The organism is Sivoneniella epilithica UHCC 1019 (assembly GCF_040830845.1).
In the GTDB taxonomy this organism is placed as follows: domain Bacteria; phylum Cyanobacteriota; class Cyanobacteriia; order Leptolyngbyales; family Leptolyngbyaceae; genus ULC077BIN1.
In genome coordinates this window covers 110,649-128,662 of sequence record NZ_JBFPDP010000007.1, presented here as the reverse complement: position 1 = coordinate 128,662, position 18,014 = coordinate 110,649, and the positions used below count along the sequence as shown (strand labels likewise).

27 protein-coding genes are annotated in these 18,014 nt (G+C 46.5%); 18 read left to right on the top strand and 9 right to left on the bottom strand.

The window, feature by feature from the left end; all coding sequences use genetic code 11:
• On the bottom strand, positions 1–882 hold the full coding sequence (locus tag AB3R30_RS06930; RefSeq protein WP_458648424.1) for a 2-hydroxy-3-oxopropionate reductase: 882 nt from the start codon (positions 880–882) through the stop codon (positions 1–3).
• A 184-nt stretch (positions 883–1,066) separates the two neighbouring features.
• Here AB3R30_RS06930 and AB3R30_RS06925 point away from each other — a divergent pair, with 184 nt between their 5' ends.
• Together AB3R30_RS06925 and AB3R30_RS06920 are read left to right on the top strand one after the other, a co-directional pair.
• On the top strand, positions 1,067–1,204 hold the full coding sequence (locus AB3R30_RS06925) for a photosystem II reaction center protein K (RefSeq protein WP_458648423.1): 138 nt from the start codon (positions 1,067–1,069) through the stop codon (positions 1,202–1,204).
• Between the two features lie 245 nt (positions 1,205–1,449).
• A complete protein-coding gene (locus AB3R30_RS06920; RefSeq protein WP_458648422.1) occupies positions 1,450–2,046 on the top strand; it encodes a DUF4126 domain-containing protein in 597 nt (198 codons plus the stop codon).
• Positions 2,047–2,228: 182 nt separating this feature from the next.
• Here AB3R30_RS06920 and hemH read toward each other — a convergent pair whose 3' ends face one another.
• A complete protein-coding gene (gene hemH / locus AB3R30_RS06915) occupies positions 2,229–3,407 on the bottom strand; it encodes a ferrochelatase (protein ID WP_458648421.1) in 1,179 nt (392 codons plus the stop codon).
• 224 nt (positions 3,408–3,631) lie between these two features.
• Between hemH and AB3R30_RS06910 the strand changes: the two genes are divergently transcribed.
• From AB3R30_RS06910 to AB3R30_RS06875, 8 genes are all read left to right on the top strand, one after another.
• Entirely contained in the window at positions 3,632–4,780 is a 1,149-nt protein-coding gene (locus tag AB3R30_RS06910) for a site-specific integrase (RefSeq protein ID WP_458648420.1), read from the top strand.
• Positions 4,781–4,959: 179 nt separating this feature from the next.
• Entirely contained in the window at positions 4,960–5,187 is a 228-nt protein-coding gene (locus tag AB3R30_RS06905) for a DUF433 domain-containing protein (RefSeq protein WP_458648419.1), read from the top strand.
• Between the two features lie 15 nt (positions 5,188–5,202).
• On the top strand, positions 5,203–5,340 hold the full coding sequence (locus tag AB3R30_RS06900; protein ID WP_458648459.1) for a DUF5615 family PIN-like protein: 138 nt from the start codon (positions 5,203–5,205) through the stop codon (positions 5,338–5,340).
• A gap of 17 nt (positions 5,341–5,357) precedes the next feature.
• Positions 5,358–6,473 (top strand): hypothetical protein, encoded by a 1,116-nt coding sequence (locus AB3R30_RS06895; RefSeq protein WP_458648418.1) that lies wholly within the window; start codon positions 5,358–5,360, stop codon positions 6,471–6,473.
• Between the two features lie 77 nt (positions 6,474–6,550).
• On the top strand, positions 6,551–6,742 hold the full coding sequence (locus AB3R30_RS06890; protein ID WP_458648417.1) for a hypothetical protein: 192 nt from the start codon (positions 6,551–6,553) through the stop codon (positions 6,740–6,742).
• Positions 6,743–6,822: 80 nt separating this feature from the next.
• Complete coding sequence (locus AB3R30_RS06885) at positions 6,823–7,092, top strand: UPF0175 family protein (protein ID WP_458648416.1); 270 nt, start codon at positions 6,823–6,825, stop codon at positions 7,090–7,092.
• A complete protein-coding gene (locus AB3R30_RS06880; protein ID WP_458648415.1) occupies positions 7,089–7,403 on the top strand; it encodes a DUF3368 domain-containing protein in 315 nt (104 codons plus the stop codon). The genes AB3R30_RS06885 and AB3R30_RS06880 overlap by 4 nt, the downstream gene beginning before the upstream one ends.
• A complete protein-coding gene (locus tag AB3R30_RS06875; protein ID WP_458648458.1) occupies positions 7,400–7,606 on the top strand; it encodes a DUF3368 domain-containing protein in 207 nt (68 codons plus the stop codon). The genes AB3R30_RS06880 and AB3R30_RS06875 overlap by 4 nt, the downstream gene beginning before the upstream one ends.
• A gap of 158 nt (positions 7,607–7,764) precedes the next feature.
• Here AB3R30_RS06875 and AB3R30_RS06870 read toward each other — a convergent pair whose 3' ends face one another.
• Complete coding sequence (locus tag AB3R30_RS06870; RefSeq protein ID WP_458648414.1) at positions 7,765–9,276, bottom strand: UbiD family decarboxylase; 1,512 nt, start codon at positions 9,274–9,276, stop codon at positions 7,765–7,767.
• 330 nt (positions 9,277–9,606) lie between these two features.
• On the opposite strand from AB3R30_RS06870, the gene AB3R30_RS06865 reads away from it, so the two are divergent.
• From AB3R30_RS06865 to AB3R30_RS06830, 8 genes are all read left to right on the top strand, one after another.
• Positions 9,607–10,041 (top strand): hypothetical protein, encoded by a 435-nt coding sequence (locus AB3R30_RS06865; RefSeq protein ID WP_458648413.1) that lies wholly within the window; start codon positions 9,607–9,609, stop codon positions 10,039–10,041.
• A gap of 131 nt (positions 10,042–10,172) precedes the next feature.
• Positions 10,173–10,313, top strand: coding sequence for a hypothetical protein (locus AB3R30_RS06860; protein WP_458648412.1), 141 nt, complete (start codon positions 10,173–10,175; stop codon positions 10,311–10,313).
• Between the two features lie 41 nt (positions 10,314–10,354).
• The gene (locus AB3R30_RS06855; RefSeq protein WP_458648411.1) at positions 10,355–10,921 is read left to right on the top strand and encodes a hypothetical protein; all 567 of its coding nucleotides are present in this window, start codon (positions 10,355–10,357) and stop codon (positions 10,919–10,921) included.
• The gene (locus AB3R30_RS06850) at positions 10,921–11,310 is read left to right on the top strand and encodes a hypothetical protein (protein ID WP_458648410.1); all 390 of its coding nucleotides are present in this window, start codon (positions 10,921–10,923) and stop codon (positions 11,308–11,310) included. Before AB3R30_RS06855 ends, AB3R30_RS06850 begins: the two co-directional genes overlap by 1 nt.
• A 9-nt stretch (positions 11,311–11,319) precedes the next feature.
• On the top strand, positions 11,320–11,547 hold the full coding sequence (locus AB3R30_RS06845) for a hypothetical protein (protein ID WP_458648409.1): 228 nt from the start codon (positions 11,320–11,322) through the stop codon (positions 11,545–11,547).
• Between the two features lie 29 nt (positions 11,548–11,576).
• Positions 11,577–11,852 (top strand): hypothetical protein, encoded by a 276-nt coding sequence (locus AB3R30_RS06840; protein WP_458648408.1) that lies wholly within the window; start codon positions 11,577–11,579, stop codon positions 11,850–11,852.
• Positions 11,853–12,417: 565 nt separating this feature from the next.
• Positions 12,418–12,693: a hypothetical protein gene (locus AB3R30_RS06835; RefSeq protein WP_458648407.1), complete on the top strand. Its 276-nt coding sequence runs from the start codon at positions 12,418–12,420 to the stop codon at positions 12,691–12,693.
• Positions 12,690–13,067, top strand: a complete 378-nt coding sequence (locus AB3R30_RS06830; protein ID WP_458648406.1) for a clan AA aspartic protease — start codon at positions 12,690–12,692, stop codon at positions 13,065–13,067. The genes AB3R30_RS06835 and AB3R30_RS06830 overlap by 4 nt, the downstream gene beginning before the upstream one ends.
• 141 nt (positions 13,068–13,208) lie before the next feature.
• Here the strand turns inward: AB3R30_RS06830 and AB3R30_RS06825 are convergent, their stop codons facing one another.
• From AB3R30_RS06825 to AB3R30_RS06800, 6 genes are all read right to left on the bottom strand, one after another.
• Positions 13,209–14,081 carry an MBL fold metallo-hydrolase gene (locus tag AB3R30_RS06825; RefSeq protein WP_458648405.1) on the bottom strand — a complete coding sequence of 291 codons (873 nt, stop codon included), beginning with the start codon at positions 14,079–14,081 and terminating at the stop codon, positions 13,209–13,211.
• 58 nt (positions 14,082–14,139) lie between these two features.
• A complete protein-coding gene (locus AB3R30_RS06820) occupies positions 14,140–15,330 on the bottom strand; it encodes a glycosyltransferase (RefSeq protein ID WP_458648404.1) in 1,191 nt (396 codons plus the stop codon).
• Positions 15,331–15,792: 462 nt separating this feature from the next.
• Complete coding sequence (locus AB3R30_RS06815) at positions 15,793–16,374, bottom strand: hypothetical protein (RefSeq protein WP_458648403.1); 582 nt, start codon at positions 16,372–16,374, stop codon at positions 15,793–15,795.
• 142 nt (positions 16,375–16,516) lie between these two features.
• On the bottom strand, positions 16,517–16,714 hold the full coding sequence (rpsU, locus tag AB3R30_RS06810; RefSeq protein WP_171573384.1) for a 30S ribosomal protein S21: 198 nt from the start codon (positions 16,712–16,714) through the stop codon (positions 16,517–16,519).
• Positions 16,715–16,824: 110 nt separating this feature from the next.
• Positions 16,825–17,130: an RNA recognition motif domain-containing protein gene (locus tag AB3R30_RS06805; RefSeq protein WP_458648402.1), complete on the bottom strand. Its 306-nt coding sequence runs from the start codon at positions 17,128–17,130 to the stop codon at positions 16,825–16,827.
• 155 nt (positions 17,131–17,285) lie between these two features.
• Complete coding sequence (locus tag AB3R30_RS06800) at positions 17,286–18,008, bottom strand: ABC transporter ATP-binding protein (RefSeq protein ID WP_458648457.1); 723 nt, start codon at positions 18,006–18,008, stop codon at positions 17,286–17,288.
• Positions 18,009–18,014 lie beyond the last annotated feature (6 nt).

The window sequence follows — 18,014 nt, the reverse complement described above, 5'->3', positions numbered from 1 at the left end:
TTAATTGTGTTCATTGCTGAGCAGTTCGTAGAGCGTAATCAAAGCAGAGTGATCTAATTCGCCTTTGCCTTGGGCAATTAGCGCGCTCATCAATTCAGTGACTTGAGCCGTGCCTAGTAGAGGCAAATTTAGCTCTTTTCCGGTTTGTAAGACGATGTTCATGTCTTTGCGATGGAGGTTGAGCTTGAAGCCCGGTTGGAAGGTGCGATCGAGCATTCGTTGACCGTGAACTTCCAAAACGCGACTTTGGGCAAAGCCACCCAGCAAGGCATCCCGGACTTTTGCCGCATCGACTCCTGATTTTTTTGCCAAAGTCAAGGCTTCGGCAACTGCCTGGACGGTCATGGCGACGACAATTTGATTGCAGGCTTTGGTCACCTGTCCGGCTCCGGCATCGCCGATATGGATGATGTTTTTGCCTATGGTTTGCAGGATAGGGAGCGATCGCCCAAATGCCGCCTCATCGCCACCCACCATAATCGACAACGTGCCTTGCTCTGCCCCAATATCGCCGCCCGAAACCGGGGCATCCAACGCATCGACACCGCTGAGTTTCAGAGCGTCGTAAAGTTTGCGTGAGGTTGCCGGGGCGATTGTTGAGTGGTCAACATACAGCATTCCAGGACGAGAGCCTGACAAAATCCCGCGATCGCCCAACACTACGGCTTCCACATCGGGCGAATCAGGCAGGCATGTCAGCACCACATCAGACTGTTGTGCAACTTCACTAGGACAGTTTGCCAGTTGCGCTCCTAAAGCCGCCAGTTCGTCCATTGCAGCCCGACTGCGATTAAAAACGGTGACGATATATCCCGCCTGAAGCAGATTTTTCGCCATGGGTTTTCCCATCAGTCCTAGTCCAATAAATCCGATATGTTCCATGAAGAAAAATATGATTAAAGACAGCCACTAGCGGCGCAATGATAGCCCAATTTAAGCAAAAATTTAACCCGAAAATGAATCATCCCATCATCGTTCAGCTTGAGTTGGGAAGAACCAATAATCCTCACGCATCCTGTCATGTTAGGATCTATGGAAATTCTAAAATTTGTACAAGAGGTTATTCATGCAAGCAGCGCTGCTCTTAGCAAAATTGCCCGAAGCTTATGCGATTTTCGATCCGTTAGTTGACATTTTGCCGATTATTCCAGTCTTTTTCTTGCTATTGGCGTTTGTCTGGCAAGCTGCCATCGGTTTTAGATAATCCTATTAGCGATTTCTTTGGAAGAGCAGATCATGATCTGCTCTTTTTTATGGGCGATCGCCCTCAAGATCACTCTCATTGATACAAACACTTCTCAAATTCAATGGCACACTGAATAAAGTCAACTTTTCCTGAAAGTGTCACAATTTAGATGCGATCGCCCTCTGAGTCCAAAAGTTTTATTCACCTGTGAACGTTGCTGTTTTCAATAGCAATTGTTTCTAGATTCAGTACAGCTTAATTTCATGCTTGAACTTTTAGCGGTACTTTCTGCCTCTGCTGCTGCGGGTTTCCGTCTTGCCCTGCCCCTGCTGCTGATTGGCTTGCTTTACGGTGAAAGCTTATGGTCTCAAGTACCGATTCTTTCTCATATGAACCCTTCGTTTGTTCTAGGTGTTCTAGTAGTCTGGTCTTTATTTGAGATATTTGCGTCTAAAAATCGCGCTGGTCAACGGCTTTTGCAAACGGTTCAACTGGTATTTAGTCCGATCGTAGGAGTCATTATTGGGGTCGCGATCGCGCGCATCACCACAAAACCCGAATGGCTAGTCTGGTTATTGGGTGCTACAGGCGGAGTATTAGCCCTAGTTTTGCAACTGGTTCAAACTGGTTGGATCTATCGGCTCAGACAGGTTCCAGTTTGGATGATTTTTGCCCAGGATGCTCTCTGCATTGCCCTTGTGTTTTTTGCGTTTGATGCTCCCACCCAGGGAGGACTAATTGCCATGTTGCTCCTGTGGCTTGCCATTCGTAGCTCTAAAGAATGGCACCAGTGGTATACCCAACAGTCAGGATCAAGGAAACAAGCCAGACCTAGGGATTACAAACAAGATCCCGATTGATAGAACTTGAGATATTGATAAAAAGGTATTGCTGAATTTGGGGATGAAATTTGTAGGGGCAATCCCTTGTGGTTGCCCTCCATCTCCGGCAGGGTAGGTACAAGGACTAACCCTACAGTCAGAAATCATACTTACATTCAGCAACGCCGATAAAAACTTGTATGAACCGCGATCAGTATTTTCTACAGCAGCCCGATCGCGTGTAAAAGCCCTCTTCCAGTAACCAATTCAACAATGACGGCAATAATTCCTAACATTGCCAGTCGTCCATTCCATACTTCCGCCGAGGTTGTTAAGCCCCATGCCCATCGCTCTTGGGGATACAACTTGACGTTTTCAATTTGCATCACATCTGCCAATTTACGACTTGGGGCAGCAAGAGCATCGGTGACTAAGCTTGCTAAATCACGAATAAACACCGGATGAGTATCCAAAGCAGGGACTCGATGAAAGTTCTCGATGCCTGATTCTTCGGCTAACTCCCGATATTCAATATCAATCTCTTGCAACGTTTCAATGTGTTCAGAGACAAAGCTAATCGGCACAACCACCATATCTTTCACACCTTGGGCAGCGAGATCTTGCAGGGCATCATCCGTGTAAGGTCGCAGCCACTCAACCGGCCCAACCCGACTTTGATATGCCAAGGTATGAGGATTGGGACGATTCAGCGTTTTCATGATGAGTTCGCTGCACGCTTCGATCTCACGCTGATAGGGGTCGCCGACTTCCTCAACATAGCTAACTGGCACACCGTGGGCACTGAAAAAAACATGCACCTGATCAGGATTTGAAAACTGGTCTAGCTCTTGGGTAATCAGTTGCGCCATCGCTTGCAAATAGCCAGGACTGTCGTACCAAGAGGGAATGACGGTGTGTTCAATTGTTTGAAGTTCTGGGTCATTTGCCAAAATCTGCTCTAGCAAACGAAAACTAGAGCCGCTAGTGCTAATAGAAAACTGAGGATACAGCGGCAAGATGACTAGCTGTTCAACGCGATCGCGCTTAATTTGAGCAACGGCTTCTTCGGTAAATGGATGCCAATAGCGCATTCCTACATAAACTGTCGCATCGTGTCCTTGTTGCTGAAGCTCAGCTTGGAGTGCTTGAGCTTGTTCATTGGTAATCCGACGCAGCGGCGATCCCCCGCCAATTTGCTTGTAATTCTCCTGAGATTTTTTCTCGCGCGAGGTTGAAATGAGCCACGCTAAAGGCTTTTGCAGCCAGGGAAATGGCAATCGAATAATTTCAGGGTCGGAAAATAGATTAAACAAAAATGGACGAACATCTTCCAACCGATCTGGTCCGCCCAAATTTAGCAATAAAACTCCAACTCGACCCATGACTGCAACGGCTTCCAATTTTTTAGATTTGTAACCGATTTTAACAGCATGGCAGAAGAAAGTGATTAAAAGATAGGCTAAACTTCTGAAAAAGCCTCATGTAAGCGGTTATAGACATTTTTCATTTTTCGAGGCGCGATAGGCTGCAAATCTCTCTGTTGCTCGTTTTCCGATATAAAACTTGATAACCTTAGCAGCCTCGTAGTTTCAAGAGTAGTTTCAAGAACTGGTTTGCGATCGCAATGGACTCACCCGTTGATACCAAAATTGCTCAAATCAATCAGCGGCTCAAACTTGCCCAATTAGGGCTGCAAATTGAGCGCCGTGGACAAAAGTTAGGCTTGCGGGGAACACTACCACCGCGACTGGGGAGCGATCGCCTCAAGCCTTATCAACAGCGGCTCAGTTTGGGTTTTCCTGCCACGACTGCTGGGTTAAAACAGGCTGAGCAGGAAGTCAAAGTGATTGCAGGGCAACTGATTGAAAATCGCTTTGATTGGCGAAACTATGTGGCTGGGGTCGGTTGGGGTCGGCTCGATCAGCTAGGACTGACGCAGCAAATTCGAGCGTTTGAACGCCACTTTAAAAATGAACCCAAACGAGCAAGCAATCCTACCTCAACCCAAACCACCTGGGAGTTTGCCTATGCGCCCTACCTGCGAAAACTGGAGGCGATCGCTGAGTCTAATCCCAGTCTTAGCTTGGTGGAAGCCATTTATGCCACGGTTCGCACTACCGAAGTGAATAGCCGCAGTCGCCAAGTCTGCTGTACGGCATTCACCGCGTTTGCCACATTTATTCAGCTTGCCCTACCCGAAGATCTAAAAAACTATTGGGGCAGCTATGGCACCACTCAAACTCAGGTGCGCGACTTGCCCCCGGATGAACTGATTCTGCAAACTTGGGCAGCGATTCCTAATCCAAGCTGGCAGTTTGTTTACGGCATCATGGCAACCTATGGCTTACGGAACCACGAAGTTTTTTTCAGCGATTACTCTGCCCTGCAAAGTGGCTCAGAGCCGACTATTCAAGTTCTCAGCACCACCAAAACTGGACTGCATGAAGTGTGGCCCTTTCATCCCGACTGGATTGATCGATTCAATCTTCGATCGGGCACTCTGCCGCCGATTCAAACCGACTTGGCAAAAACAACGCTTCAACGAGTTGGGCAACTGGTTAGCGTTCAGTTTCGGCGCTATAACCTACCCTTTTCGCCCTACGATTTGCGCCATGCGTGGGCAGTGCGAACTATTCACATTGGCTTACCCGATACAGTTGCCGCCCGAATGATGGGTCACTCAGTCGGCGTTCACACGCGCACTTATCATCAGTGGATGACTCGCCGCGATCAACAACAGGCAGTGGATAATGCGTTGGCGCGTAGGAGATAGTAAAAGTGCGAGGTGCGGAGGACGGAGGACGGAGTGCGGAGTTGAGAATTTGCAGCCGTTTTTCCATTTACATTCTCTGTTTATGAGACGCAGGCTGTATGGAGGAAAATCACGATCTTTGGGTAGGTATGAAAGCCGATCGCAAAGGAGGATAAAGATAATAACAGCGAGGAGGAAGTATGGAGATTGCACGATATATCAGCGCTGATCCAGCAATCCATCACGGAGCGCCAATCATCACAGGAACGCGCGTCCCAGTGTGGCTGATTATTGGCTCGTTAGCAGGGGGGATGAACAAAGAAGAGGTGATGCGGGAATACGAACTGACCAAAATTCAGGTAGAAGCTGCCCTTGCCTACGCTGCGGACTTGGTGAAACAAACCGAAGTCGTGCCTTTGGGGGCATAAGCCTTAAATATTTTGGTGGATGAAAATATGCCTCGTTCTTTAGCTCCACAGATCGCAGCGATCGACTTTTCAGTCCAAGATGTGAGTGATATTGGGCTACGAGGCAGATCGGATGTTGAAGTGATGGAAGCAGCGATCGTAACTAATGACTAAGCCAATAGAAGACTGCAATGCTTAAAGAGGATTTTCCTGATATTAACGACTGGGATGAACTTCATAGAATTCTTCGTAGTGTTCCACTCATTGAAAATTCTCAGGATCGCCGCAACCTTCTCAAAAATTGTCGGGTAGATAAAATCTACATAGATAATTTGCATTTGGATAATGCAACTACAGCAAGTTTTGTTAATGAACTAACCAGTTATTTGTCAGACAAATATATAAACAATTCCGATCCTCCAATATGGGGATTTATTAATAAGAAACCAATACTAGCTAAGTTTTTGGAAAATCTAACTGTCTCAGACTTATACATTCAATCCAATGATGATAGAGCCTTCGTTATAAACTTTGTTGAGAGATGGAGAGGTGGATTTGGGGCAAAATTAGTTTCTTATCGTGCAACATATCGACAACTGCTTAGAATTAGAAAAAAATCACACTCTGAAAGGGAGCGTTTACAGAATAAGTTAAAAGAAATTAAGCAAGAATTAAATTTAGGGCAGCAGATATACCAAGAAATCGAATCTGATGCTCAAGAAGACGAACGAAAGAGAAAATGGAAAAAAAATTGCGGAATAGCTTTACTGTTGGGGCTAACAGTTTTGGGTATTTATCTTCGCCATGGGCAAACAACCCCGACCCCAACTCCAACAACCCCGACCCCAACTTCAACAACAACCTCGACCCCAACTTCAACAACAACTCTGCCCCCAGCTTCAACAACTCCGACCCCAACTTCAACAACTCCGACCCCAACTTCAACAACAACAATAACTCCAATCGGTTATACCCGAGGTTGGATGTTTATTGGCAAAATTACACGGAATTCAAGTGGCGATGATATCCTCAAACCACCCACCATCTATCCGCGTATGATTCCTCAGAGTGGAGCGATTGTGGAAGTCATAGAAACAACTAATATCAGATCTGATCAGCCACAAGCACCAGATTTTGATTATGCCCAGCAGGAGATTTTAGGATGTGTAGTTCCTGGGGAAAAGGTGAAGATATTGCAAGTAGAAATTGTACCCAATCAAGCCGTTTGGGCAAGAGTTCAAAAATACGGTGACAATCCTACCTTTTCACCCAGATGTCCTAGCAATGGCATTCGTGCTTTGTGGTAGAGACTAAACTTTGTAGATTGGATTTTGGCGGAACCAATACATTTGGGATTTTGACGGAACCAATACATTTGTGAGTGTTGATAGGATTTAGCCAAGGACTAGCTATTGCGTTAAGCGATCTCAATGAGGTTAAGCGATCGCGGTTTGTTGAGTGGGGGCGATCGCTCAAGGTCTGCGATCATGTTGAAACGGGGCGATCGCGGTTTGTGGGAGGCGATCGTTCAAGGTTTGCGATCGCGATGATGCTAGAAGTCAAGCAGCACTGCTAACTGCTCTATGATGAAATCAGACTTTTTGATTCGTTAGATCAATAGCTTGGCTATATGGAAAAACCAACCACGGAGCTTAAATGGTGCAAATCACGATCGACCTGCCCCAAGATATAGAGCTAGACGAAACCATTCGCCAACACGCCGAATCCAGAGCGCGTGAATCCTATGTGATGGAACTGCTCCGCTACGGCAGCATCAGCACAGGCTACGCCGCTAAAAGCCTCAAGCTCAGCCGCTTGGAAATCCTTGATCTCATGGGACAGTACAAAATTTCGATTTTCCCCGAACAACCTCCTGAAGAGCTTGCCCAGGAAGTTGCTGCTACTCGCCGCCTGATTCAACCGTGATCATCGTCTCCAACACTACGCCTCTCAGTGAACTCGCCAAAATTGATTGCCTTGATGTGCTGCAAATTCTATTTCCTAGAATACTGATTCCGCCATCCGTTTATACCGAACTAACCACGGGCAATCACCCCGCCGCGATCGCAATTCCTGCCGCCACCTGGATCGAAACCCAAGAGGTCAGTCAGCCGGAGAGAATTGAACAATTTCTGCAAACTCCAGGACTCGATCGTGGCGAATGTGCCGCGATCGCTTTGGCAGAAGAGCTTAACGCCGATCGCCTGCTGATGGACGAGCGGGCAGGGCGCAGATAGCCGAAAAACTAGGGCTACCCGTCATTGGCACAATTGGGATTCTGCTCCTAGCAAAAGAGCAACGAATTCTGAGTGCGATCGCCCCGCTACTCGACCGTTTAATCGCTCAAGGCAAGTGGATTAGTCCCGCGTTTTATCACCAAGTTCTGCAAATGGCAGATGAAGAGTCATCCCACGACGATCCTACACAATCGCAACGGTAAACAATTTTCGGCAGTCAGGCTAAAGAGACTGGAGGAAAGCATCATACAACTCACGAGCAATTTGCCTATAGCATCTTTACCTTAGCCAAACCGAACTGCGGTAAGAACTCGATATCCTTATTTCAGCAATCGCGGATCGCTCTCGTTTTGCCAGCAATCTATTTCATATCGTAGCCGAACAGGTTGGGGTTCACTTCATCTAGCTTGAGGTCTGCCAAGCCATATTCTGCCCAACGGCGATCGCACAACGCAGCAGTATCAGGATCAGGCTTCAGGGTTTCACTCCAAGGGCGATCGCTTTCGGGCGATATCTTAGTCGTAGCATCAATCCCCATGCGGCTACCCAGTCCAGGTTTTTCGGTAGCAAAGTCGAGGGAATCAAACGGATTATTCGGCAAGATAAACACATCTCGCGCCGGATCGACTTTGGAGGTAATCGCCCAGACGACCTGACGCGGATCGCGGATGTTGATATCTTTATCGACCACGATGACGAATTTGGTGTAGTTGAACTGAGGTAACGCGCTCCAAAATGCCAACGCCGCCCGACGAGCTTGACCGGGATAGGTTTTCTCAATCGAAATCACTGCCACTTTATAAGACAGTCCTTCCATCGGTAGGAAAAAGTCGATGATTTCGGGCACCTGTTGCCGCAAGATTGGCGTGTAGACCCGATTGAGGGCGATCGCCATCATCGCATCTTCCTTGGGCGGACGACCGCTAAACGTAGTCAGGTAGATCGGATCTTTGCGGTGAGTCATACAGTGAAAGTGCAGTAGCGGAGCCTTTTCATTCACGCCGCCGTAATAGCCCATGTGGTCGCCAGCAGGTCCATCCACGCCTGTTTCACCCGGCGTAATCGTTCCTTCCAGCACAATTTCAGAGGCGGCAGGCACTTCCAAATCTACAGTTTTGCATTTGGCAAGATGGACACCCGATCCGCCATAAATGCCAGCAAACAGCCATTCCGATAAGTCCACAGGCAAAGGGGTTGCCGCCGCCATGATGATCAGCGGATCGACTCCGAGGGCGATCGCTACTTCCAGCTTTTTGCCCATCTCCGCTGCTTTTCGCAAATGGCGCGTCGGACCTCGGACAGACAACCACTGCACCGTCATCGTGTTTTTCGACTGTAACTGCAAACGATACACGCCCACATTCGGAATCTTTGTCTCTGGGTCTTTGGTGATCATCAAGCCCAAGGTCACCACCTTATCCGCATCGCCGGGGTAAACTCGCAGCAGCGGCAGTTTGGTCAAATCCACTGCGTCGTCTTTCAAGACCACTTGATGACAGGGCGGAAACAGATCGCGATCGGGTTTCGCCCGAATCACATCAAACAGCGCCTTACCCAGTTCCACCGCCTGAGAAATCTTTTTTGGCGGACGCGGTTGATACAGCAGCGCCAATTTTTTACCGAGGGTTTCCAGTTCTTCGGGTTTCTCCATGTTCATCGCCATACACACCCGCTCCACGGTGCCCATCAAGTTAATCGCCACGGGATAGGCTGACCCTTTGACATTTTCAAATAGCAACGCCGGACCACCCGCTTGCAGCAGCCGATTCGCAATTTCAGCAATTTCTAGTTCTGGATCAACCAATGCCTGAATGCGTCGCAACTGTCCCCGCTGCTCAAGCTGTTGAATAAACCCTCGAAGATCACGCGCCATGATGAAGAACTGTAAAGACCTCCTCTCATTATGAAGCGCAAAATGCCGCGATCGCTTGTTCTCTCAAAAATGAATTTAGTAAAGAATTATTGAAGTTAGCCGGAATGATGATGCGGCATTAGCTTTATCAGAGCGATCGTGCTGAAATACACTGAAAATTTGGGGGATGACTTCAGAACGTGAATTAACCCTGAGCTTTCGGGGATAAACGCCTAAAACAGGAAGTTATAGAGAAATGTTCTACACTCATAGAAAAGTAAAAATAATACATAACTGCTGAATGAAAAGTTATGGACGAAGAGGTTCGCTTTTTTTGACTGGAGAAATTGTATGGAAGTTAAATATCTTGGGGAAGAACTTTCGGTTGGTGATCGTTTCTTCTACTGCAATTCCGTCGGGAGGAATAAAGTTAAAGAATTGATTACTCTATGGAAGAATAAAGTCATAGATCTGCAAAATGGTGAGTCGGCTTACATCGCTGTGGAGTGGGATACTTTTGTTGATGAGATCATGGGTCTTCCAAGTCTAAGATGCCTCAAGGCAATAAAACAGGGAGAGAAAGTCAAGATATATTCTGTTGAGGCGGTTGATCCCATTTATGATGTTTACGACGAAGATTACTGGCTATGGACATTCTCGGATTCAGAATCATCCCAAGCGTCATGCGCGTTGACTAGGGAACTTTGTTTGGCTGAGTATAGTATGGAAAATTTTATTGATTTGTTAATCTATTCAGATAGTCACCAAGCAATAAGTATCGCATGACAATCCCAAAATCTTATCGGTTCGCGATCGCAAATTCTCTCAAGGGCGATCGCTCAATCGTTTGGGCATGAAGGTCGCGATCTCCTCCTCAAGCTAAAATCAAGGGATGAAGTCGCGCCAAGGTCAGATGGATGACAGTTCGACAACCGAGGTATAGCAAAGAAGAGTTCGCTCGTCGTGGGGATGAGATCTATGAGTCGCAGGTGCGATCGCAGGTCGAGTCAGGCAATCACGGCAAAATCGTCGCGATCGACTCAAATCATAGAGATTAAAAGTAAAATTGAGCCTTTAGTTTTTATGGGGCAACACCGTTTTGAGCCGGATTCAAGTCTTAAACTTACAGAGTCTTAATCAAGGGCTTCCGGCTATTACACCCGCTTTTGGAGCCGCGATCTCAGAGGCAGGTGCAATATGTCTAACTGATGAAGCTCATGAGCCAGGAGTAACCCTCGAAGTTGAGGGAGAATTCTCCACCAGATTGCAGTTGAATTGGCAGCCCGTCACGGAACAAGCGCGGCGATGCTGGAATGATGAGGAATATACAACCGAGCAAGCTGCTTATGGAATTGCATTTCTGCTAATTCTGCAATTAACCAATCTCACAGTTATTGAGCGTTCTCGCAAAGGAACCGGATTTGACTACTGGTTAGGTATTCACGATTCAACCGTTAAGCTGCCATTTCAAAGAATGGCTCGGCTAGAAGTCTCTGGAATTCGTAGAGGCAATCGGAGTCAAATCAATGCCAGAGTTAAGCAGAAAACTGAGCAAACCCGCGCATCTGATGCAGAAGGGTTGCCAGCGTATATCATTGTGGTAGAATTCAACCGCCCAATTTCTATCATTAGTGCAAAGCACAACCCCAAAGGAACCTTACTCTAATGAGCCAGATTCAAGCGCTCCATCAACAAGCGATGAATTTAGCCGAAGCAGCGGCAGTCGCTCGTCTAAGAGGTGCGATTGAACAGGCTACACAGATAACACGTCAAGCCTTTGAACAAGAAGCCCAAGCCGCTACTTTAGTCGCTAGCGATCTTGATGCAGAACCCACTCGTTCTGTCCTTCACCGAAGCGCTGCATCTCTAGCGATCGAATGTGGCGAGTTACGAGCCGCAGAACGCCTGATCGCAACTGCATTATCGGGCAATCCGCCTCCAGAGATTGCTGAAGAACTCAAAGATTTATTCATCCAGATCAATTTGAACCAATATCTGAAACGTCAGGGGATTGACCTTGACATCAAGGCATTGCAAGGGTTGGTCAATCAATAGGGTTTGTCGATGGCACGGTCTAACAAACGGGTTGCAGCGGACGGTATTGAGATCTCGGTTAGGATGCAAAGGTTACGAGCCGCCGGTGATTGCGAACGTTATGCCACAAGTCATTCTGATCTGTTCGCGATCGCAAATTCTCTCAAGTGCGATCGCCCGCTTGTGGGTATGAAGGGCGCGATCTCACAACCAACCACAAGCTCTGGAGTCCGCGATCGCCTGCCCAAGCTAAAATGAAGGGGTCAAGTTGCACCGAGGTCAATCCTATGGCAGTTCACCAGCGACGGTACAGCAAAGAAGAGTTAGCTCGACGTGGGAAAGAACTCTATGAGTCTCAGATTCGTCAACAAGTCGAGCCAAATAACTTTGGCAAAATCGTCGCAATTGACATTGAAACGGGGACATTTGAAGTCGCTGACGATACCTTAGTTGCCTCAGATCGCCTGTTGGAGAGGTGCCCGGATGCTCAAACCTGGTTTATCCGCATTGGACATCGTGGAGTCCATCGCTTCGGTTGGCATGGGGTATCAGAGAGAGCATGATGATAGGGGTTGTGAATGTGAATAGCGAAGCGATGCTCCGTGTCGTCGTAGGTGATTTGGAGACACAACGGATCGTAGTTGATGCAGTAATTGATACAGGATACACTGGGCATCTGACTTTGCCACCATCCACCATTGCAGCGCTGAATCTTCCTTGGCGTGGTAGCGAAGAGGGCATTCTTGGAGATGGAAGAAATGTTTGATGTTTATTCAGCAACCATAATTTGGGATGGGGAATTTAGAACAATCAAAGTTAACGAATCAGACACAGATCCACTGCTCGGTATGAGCTTGTTGTATGGCTATGAAGTCTGTATTCAGACAATCGATGGTGGTGCTGTAACAATCAAAGCTTTGTTGAGGTAAATAGAGTCAAACTGTTGAACGACGCGGTCTAACAAGTCGTTGGGGATGTAACCAAAATCTGATCTGTTCACGATCTCAAATTTTCTCAACTGCGATCTCTCAATCATTTGGGCATGAATGCCGCGATCGCAAATTCTCTCAAGGGCGATCGCCCGCCCAAGTTAAAATTAGAGGGTCAAGTCGCACCAAGGTCAGATAGATGACAGTTCGACAACCCAGATATAGCAAAGAAGAGTTTGCTCGCCGTGGGGATGAGATCTATGAGTCTCAGGTGCGTCCTCAAGTTGAGGCAGGCAATCATGGCAAGATTGTGGCGATCGACATTGAAACTGGAGCCTTTGAAGTTGCTGACGACATTGTGAAGGCATCCGAGCTTCTTCTTGCCAAGTATCCCGATGCTCAAACTTGGTTTATTCGGATTGGACATCGGGCAGTCTACCATTTTGGCGCACGGAGTCTGAGAGAAACTCCATGATGCAGGGTGTGGTAAATCAGAGTTGTGAGGCAATCCTTCCTATTGTAGTAAAGCATAATTCCACAACGCAATTGGTCGATACCGTGATTGATACAGGTTTCTCAGGCTTCTTAACCTTGCCCTCTAACATCATTGATGGTTTGGATTTAACTTGGAAGGGGCGTGATATCGCGACATTAGGAGATGGGACTTCCTGCATTTTTGACGTTTACATTGCCAGCGTGATTTGGGACGGGCAGTATCGCACCATTGACATCAATGAATCAGAAACAGTGCCTCTAGTTGGGATGCGATTATTGAGAGGTTACGATTTGCGGATTCAGACGATCGAGGGTGGTTCTGTTACGATTGAAGCCTTGCCAAACGTGAGTTAGGCACGATTTAACAGGGCATTATGCCGCAAGTCCTTGGTGGGGATGTGACCGAAATCTGATCATTTTCGCGATCGCAAATGCTCTCAAGTGAGATCGCCCGATCGTTTAGGTCTATTGATATGCTACTAACCCACTGATCCCTTACATCTGTGCCATCCAAGCCAAACAACGCTGCATTTGTTGATGCATGGTTTCTCGGTCTGCATGATAGCGACGACCATGACCCGGCAAAACCCATTCAAAGGAATACTCAGCCAGTTTATGCATTGATTGCGTTAGTTCTGTCCAGGAATACCAGCAGGCAGAACGAAAGGCGATTAGCTGATCGCGATCGCTCGACCAAGCGAGATGATCTCCCGAAAATAGAAAGGTATTGTTGTAAAGCAAAACCGTATGTCCTTTGGTGTGTCCCGGTACTGGAATAATTAGCAAATCGGGCGCTAACTGAATGGGATCAGATCCAGAAAGTTGCATTTCTACACCGCGAGTCCCCTGATTAATCTCATCCTTGTGCAAAACCCGCTCACAGTTAAAATGATCGTGAAACTTTTGATGATCCGCCACATCATCGCGATGGGTGAGATATAAGTACCGAATACCTCCCATCTCTTCTAAGCGCTTCACTAATGGAGGAGCAAAACGAGGCGAATCTACTAGCACATTTCCTTCTGGACGCTGGATGAAATAGCTAGCCGCACCAAAAGAATTTTCTGCATGATAGCCGCAGTGATAAACGGTCTCTGCAATATGAACCGGGAAACTTTGGTGAACGCTTTTAATATCTTGAGGCTTTTCAAGCGTACCGATGGATGCAGTAGGGCAAGCTAAGAGCGCTTGCATTGCTCGTAAGCGCTCGGCGGTATTGCTCGGTTGCTGTTGTACCGCAGATTGACTACCTATTTCATAATATATATCTGGAGCCATCCAGCGGCATGTATCACAATTAATGCAACTGGAATCTACATAAAAATCACCGTCAATGTTTTCGGAACGGCGTTGGGTGAGGTGAGCCATATCAAGCCTAGGTTGACAATTAACTATGGGTCATTTGGATGTTTCATCTATTCCTATTCTAAGATTCTGATTGGGTAATCAGCCCATCGCTATAAACCCGAAGCCGCCGTCCACGCCAGTAAACATTTTGTCCGTAGGAACCCATCACCCAAATGGTGAAACTGAGCAGATCGCGTAGTGGCACTGCCCACAGCCAGCGAATCAGATTGGGGGCTACCATGCTGCGGATAGAGATCAATATTTGAATATAACGAACCAGAAAGCAAATTAGGGTAAGGGCGATCGCCCACGTTGCAAAATGAGATATCAGTAATAGGGGCACACAAAAGACGGTAGCATGGCAAAAAATCATTGAATAATACTGTGCGCCCCGATTAAAGCGAATCGTTCGTGCCCAGCGTAGTTCTCGTTGATAAACATCTCTAATGCTTTCTGTGCCTGTATCTGACTCCAGCACATAGCGCGATAGTTCCACTATATAGCCTGCGCTAGCGGCTCGTTTGCCGATATTGTAATCCGATCCAATCCGATTTAAATGCAAGCCCCCATAGTTGATTAATGCATCACGACGAGTTGCGATCGTGGTTCCAATCGCACACTTCAGCCCGCCATCAATCGCCCGTGCAATCAATAAACTCGGAATAAAATCAAAACAACGCCCAAAAGAGGCGATCGCGGCACCTAGCGATCGTGGATTATGACCAATAAACGCACAAGTCACCATGCCCACGTTTGCATCCAACAGTGGAGTAGTCACGATCTCAATGTAATTCAGCGGCACCCGAACATCACTATCAACAAAAATAATCCAGTCATGCTGAGCCTCTTCTAATAAATAACTCAGGCTACTGTCCTTATAGTTAATTCCACGCGGTTTTAGCCCAGTAAAAACTCTTACCCTATCTGGAAAACTATCTGCTAGCGCCTTAAGTACTGGAATCGCTGGATCTTGTGGATCAACAACTCCAAACAAAACTTCATAGTTTGTATAAGTCTGACTACAAAGGGATGACCAATTTTCCCAAGCTCCTGCATCCAGCCCACAGACTGGAACCAAAATAGAAACAGGAGAAAAAGATATGCTAGCAGAATTGAGAGAAGAAGAGTTCTCTGCACTCTGGCTAGTAGTCGTTACTTGCGGTAGAGTAGCACTCGAATCAAAAAACCGACTAGTAAAAAAAGCACACCCCAAATAAAACGCGATTCCTCCAATGATCAACAGCCCAAACATTACTTCCAAAACAATCATTGTTCAGATCCACAAGGATTTCAGTTGACTTCTAATTTTCTCTCAATCTATTGGACTGAGAATTCTTGTCTGATGCCCATACAGAATATAACTACTACATTTATGTTTTCTACTTACTAGTTTAGGTAAACTTTTCAGTGCTCAAAACTCAGTGACTCAGCAATTTATCTAGCAAACAAGTAACCTCCTCTCTGCAACTTCGCTAACAAATGGTTATGCTGCAACCACTTTGACAAAGCTTATCGAAGGAGGAATTTGGACACTAAATTTTTCTAAAGCGCCTATCCAACCAAGATGTACAGTGGCGCTTTAAGATTTGTTATCTTGCTGTTTAAGCTCGTTTTTGTAGCGCTTTAAAAAACCGTAGAACATCAAAATAGTACTCCTACGGCAATTATGTAAGTTTTTAGATTCCTAGACACGGGAGTCTAGAGGTCTATAGGGTAGACTTTGTAGAGTTCTCTAGCTCAACCAAAAAGCAGCTTTTACAGGCGGATTGGTTTTTTCGCTCAGGTTAGTAATCTGCGGTTCAGCAAGCTCTTCTAGAGCCTGTAACGCTAGCTTCTGTTCAGCTTGTGTACTCCAAATCATGTCAGTCAGCAGCCAGTTAGAAAGTTCAAGCGTGACTGGGTGGGGCGGCTCCTGCATGAATGATGAGTCCCCTTTCGCATGTGCCTGCACTAAATCAACAACCCAAGGTAAAAAATCTAGGAGTTGATCTGGCAAAACAGTCAGTTCCAATTGCCATTTTTGATTGACACCCCGAAAAGCCTGCGCCTGTCGCGCAAAACCCATGTTACCAGCCCCTTTATTAATTGCAACTCGCAGAATAAAGGGACGTTTAACCGCTAACTCATCAGGAGCAGTATAGGCATAAATATTTAGATAATTAAGCTGCTCTCGGTCATTTAGCCAAGATGCAACGAAAGAGATGCTGTTGTAAGAACTGCCACTAATTTTGACAGGTACTTGCATTGCAGCCACAAACTGAGTGTAGAACTCAGTTCTAAGACTGGAAAGAACACGGATAGATTCTGGAGTCATATCATGAAATCTTGGATGAGTTCGATTGTTACCACCCAGACTGATTGCCGTTAAGTCTTTTATTGGCTAAGTTATGCAAGTTATGAATGAGGCAATGAATAAACTGAGACAAATGAAGCAGTGGATGAACTCAAGGCAACATTTACTTATAGCGAAATAGAGAGTTCCGTTTACGCTGCTTGTGCTTAGCAACAGCTTTGCGTTTTTCCTTTTCTAAGGGTGTTTCAAAATGCCGATTTTTTCGCATATCTTGAAAAATTCCTGCTTTTGAAACCTGTCGTTTGAATCGGCGCAGAGCAGATTCAATTCCTTCGTTTTCCCCTAGAACTACTTGAGCCATTCTAGATATCCCTCGTGTGACTGTGAACTAAAAACATAAAAATACTCCAGCAGAGTGACGCAGCTAACTGGCTCTGCTGGAACTCTAAAATTTTGTTTGCGGAACAGAACTCAAAAGCGGCGATCGCGATTTCTATTGTTATCGCCACCCCAGCCTCCCGAAGAACCTCGTTCTTCTCTAGGCTTTGCTTTGTTCACTTTCAAATCTCGCCCCATCCATTCAGCACCATCCAGTGCTTCAATTGCAGTTGCTTCTTCGGCTTCTGTTCCCATTTCCACAAATGCGAAACCCCGAACACGACCTGTTTCGCGATCGGTAGGTAGCTGAACACGCTTGACGGTGCCATACTCACCAAAAGCTTGTTTCAAGTCATCTTCTGCAACCTGATAGGACAGATTACCAACGTAAATCGACATAAAGAGCGTCTCCGAAACATAGAGAAGTGTGTAGAGGGTTAAATTCGGAGAGAAACACTCATGAGCAGAAGCGCTTTGAATAACCGAAAATAATCACCTATTGGAGCATCATAGCACAGTGACAAAAGACAGTTTTAGGTCTATTTTTTACTGGATTATGCTACTGCCATGATTTGATTGAGTTCAGTTGGAGCAAGGGATGGGCTTAAAATAGTACCATCTTTGAACCAAATAATCCGACGAGTGCGACGGGCAACATCGGGTTCATGGGTAACCATTACAACGGTCATACCGCTGGCGTTCAGGTCTGAAAAGATTTGTAAAATTTCTTCGGTCGTATGGGAGTCAAGTGCGCCTGTGGGTTCATCTGCCAGAAGTACAACCGGTTGCCCAACGATCGCTCTAGCAATGGCAACTCGTTGTTGCTGCCCACCGGATAGCTGATTGGGACGATTGTTGAGCCGATGAGCTAAACCAACTTTTGTTAGGGCTTCAGTAGCACGATCGCGGCGATCGCGGTCAGGAACATTGGCATAAACCAACGGTAGCATTACATTTTCTAAGGCGCTCAGTTGGGGCAATAGGTGAAACTGTTGAAAGACAAACCCTAGCTTACGATTCCGCACGTGGGCGAGGGCAGAATCATCCAAATGAGACACGTCCACATTATCCAGGTAGTAGCGCCCTGATGTTGGCTTATCGAGACAGCCAATCACATTCATCATGGTGGATTTGCCCGAGCCAGAAGCACCCATAATCGAGCAAAACTCTCCTTCTTCTACAATGAGATCGACTCCAGCTAAAGCGCGAACTTCCGTTTCGCCAGAACCGTAAATCTTATAGATGTCTTCAAGCCGGATGATAGTGGATTTAGGCATGGGTTT

Bases quoted from the DNA above. Each gene is read 5' to 3' on its own strand.
- AB3R30_RS06930 (WP_458648424.1), bottom strand. From the start codon at position 882: ATGGAACATATCGGATTTATTGGACTAGGACTGATGGGAAAACCCATG.
- AB3R30_RS06925 (WP_458648423.1), top strand. From the start codon at position 1,067: ATGCAAGCAGCGCTGCTCTTAGCAAAATTGCCCGAAGCTTATGCGATT.
- AB3R30_RS06920 (WP_458648422.1), top strand. From the start codon at position 1,450: ATGCTTGAACTTTTAGCGGTACTTTCTGCCTCTGCTGCTGCGGGTTTC.
- AB3R30_RS06910 (WP_458648420.1), top strand. From the start codon at position 3,632: ATGGACTCACCCGTTGATACCAAAATTGCTCAAATCAATCAGCGGCTC.
- AB3R30_RS06905 (WP_458648419.1), top strand. From the start codon at position 4,960: ATGGAGATTGCACGATATATCAGCGCTGATCCAGCAATCCATCACGGA.
- AB3R30_RS06895 (WP_458648418.1), top strand. From the start codon at position 5,358: ATGCTTAAAGAGGATTTTCCTGATATTAACGACTGGGATGAACTTCAT.
- AB3R30_RS06885 (WP_458648416.1), top strand. From the start codon at position 6,823: ATGGTGCAAATCACGATCGACCTGCCCCAAGATATAGAGCTAGACGAA.
- AB3R30_RS06870 (WP_458648414.1), bottom strand. From the start codon at position 9,276: ATGGCGCGTGATCTTCGAGGGTTTATTCAACAGCTTGAGCAGCGGGGA.
- AB3R30_RS06865 (WP_458648413.1), top strand. From the start codon at position 9,607: ATGGAAGTTAAATATCTTGGGGAAGAACTTTCGGTTGGTGATCGTTTC.
- AB3R30_RS06860 (WP_458648412.1), top strand. From the start codon at position 10,173: ATGACAGTTCGACAACCGAGGTATAGCAAAGAAGAGTTCGCTCGTCGT.
- AB3R30_RS06850 (WP_458648410.1), top strand. From the start codon at position 10,921: ATGAGCCAGATTCAAGCGCTCCATCAACAAGCGATGAATTTAGCCGAA.
- AB3R30_RS06845 (WP_458648409.1), top strand. From the start codon at position 11,320: ATGGCACGGTCTAACAAACGGGTTGCAGCGGACGGTATTGAGATCTCG.
- AB3R30_RS06840 (WP_458648408.1), top strand. From the start codon at position 11,577: ATGGCAGTTCACCAGCGACGGTACAGCAAAGAAGAGTTAGCTCGACGT.
- AB3R30_RS06835 (WP_458648407.1), top strand. From the start codon at position 12,418: ATGACAGTTCGACAACCCAGATATAGCAAAGAAGAGTTTGCTCGCCGT.
- AB3R30_RS06830 (WP_458648406.1), top strand. From the start codon at position 12,690: ATGATGCAGGGTGTGGTAAATCAGAGTTGTGAGGCAATCCTTCCTATT.
- AB3R30_RS06825 (WP_458648405.1), bottom strand. From the start codon at position 14,081: ATGGCTCACCTCACCCAACGCCGTTCCGAAAACATTGACGGTGATTTT.
- AB3R30_RS06820 (WP_458648404.1), bottom strand. From the start codon at position 15,330: ATGATTGTTTTGGAAGTAATGTTTGGGCTGTTGATCATTGGAGGAATC.
- AB3R30_RS06815 (WP_458648403.1), bottom strand. From the start codon at position 16,374: ATGACTCCAGAATCTATCCGTGTTCTTTCCAGTCTTAGAACTGAGTTC.
- rpsU (WP_171573384.1), bottom strand. From the start codon at position 16,714: ATGGCTCAAGTAGTTCTAGGGGAAAACGAAGGAATTGAATCTGCTCTG.
- AB3R30_RS06805 (WP_458648402.1), bottom strand. From the start codon at position 17,130: ATGTCGATTTACGTTGGTAATCTGTCCTATCAGGTTGCAGAAGATGAC.
- AB3R30_RS06800 (WP_458648457.1), bottom strand. From the start codon at position 18,008: ATGCCTAAATCCACTATCATCCGGCTTGAAGACATCTATAAGATTTAC.